The sequence below is a fragment of the Massilia sp. CT11-108 genome, from assembly GCF_047302915.1.
In the GTDB taxonomy this organism is placed as follows: domain Bacteria; phylum Pseudomonadota; class Gammaproteobacteria; order Burkholderiales; family Burkholderiaceae_D; genus Telluria; species Telluria orientalis.
Genome location: NZ_JBKYMO010000998.1, coordinates 1 through 993, shown reverse-complemented (window position 1 = coordinate 993; position 993 = coordinate 1). Strand labels below are relative to the sequence as shown.

The 993-nt window shown below is 72.4% G+C and carries 1 pseudogene; it reads left to right on the top strand.

The window, feature by feature from the left end:
• Positions 1-156: 156 nt before the first annotated feature.
• A pseudogene (locus ACEN88_RS32675) lies at positions 157-993 on the top strand (hypothetical protein); the annotation flags it as partial.

Genomic DNA, 993 nt, shown 5'->3' with positions numbered 1-993 from the left:
CCCCCCCCCCCCCCCCCCCCCCCCCCCCCCCCGCGCCACGGTTTCACGGTCGTCGATCCCGTCGTGTCGGTACCGGCGCCCAAGGCGCCGGCACCCACGCCCGCGCCGCCGCCGCGGCGCGTCGTCAAACGCCGCCGCAAACCGCCTGCCACGCGCGTGGCCGATGGATTGCACACGCGGGTGATCGCTCAGGAAACCCATCAGGACAACACGTTCGACGTGCCGCTGCCGGCTGTCGAGCCCGATCCCGTGCCGGACCCGGTGGCCCGCGCCGAGCCGCCGGCCGAGGCCGATGCACCCGTCGAGGACGATGCGATGGCGCAAGAATCCGCACGGGCCGAGCGCGCCCGCCAGGCGGAAGAACGCGAGCAGGAGCGGGCGCTGCGGCTCGAAGCGGACGAAGCCCGCCTGCGGGCCGAGGCCGAGGACAGGCTGCAGGCCGAGGCCGAGCAGCAGCGCCAGCGTCTCGCCGAGCAATCCGCGCAATACGAGACGGCGCTGGCGGGGCAGCGCACGGCCGAGGAAGCGCAGGCGAGGGTACGCCAGGAAGAGGAAGAGCGGCGCCTGGCGGAGCAGCGCCGCCTTCAGCAGGCCGAGCAGGAGCGGGCGCAGCAGCTCGCCGAGGAGCAGCGTATCCGGCAGGCGGAGCAGGAAACGGCACAACAGCTGGCTGAACAGCAGCGTATCCGGCAAGCCGAGCAGGAGCGGGCACAACAGCTAGCCGAACAGCAGCGTATCCGGCAAGCCGAGCAGGAGCGGGCACAACAGCTGGCCGAACAGCAGCGTATCCAGCAAGCCGAGCAGGTGCGGGCGCAGCAATTGGCCGAGCAGCAGCGTATCGAGCAAGCCGAGCAGGCGCGCGCGCAGCAGTTGGCCGAGCAACGCCGCGCGGAGAAGACCGTCCGGCAGCAGCTGGCGGATCAGGAACGGGCCCGCCAGCTTGCTGAAGAAAGGTCGCGCCAGGAACATGCCCAGGCCGAACAGGCGGCACGC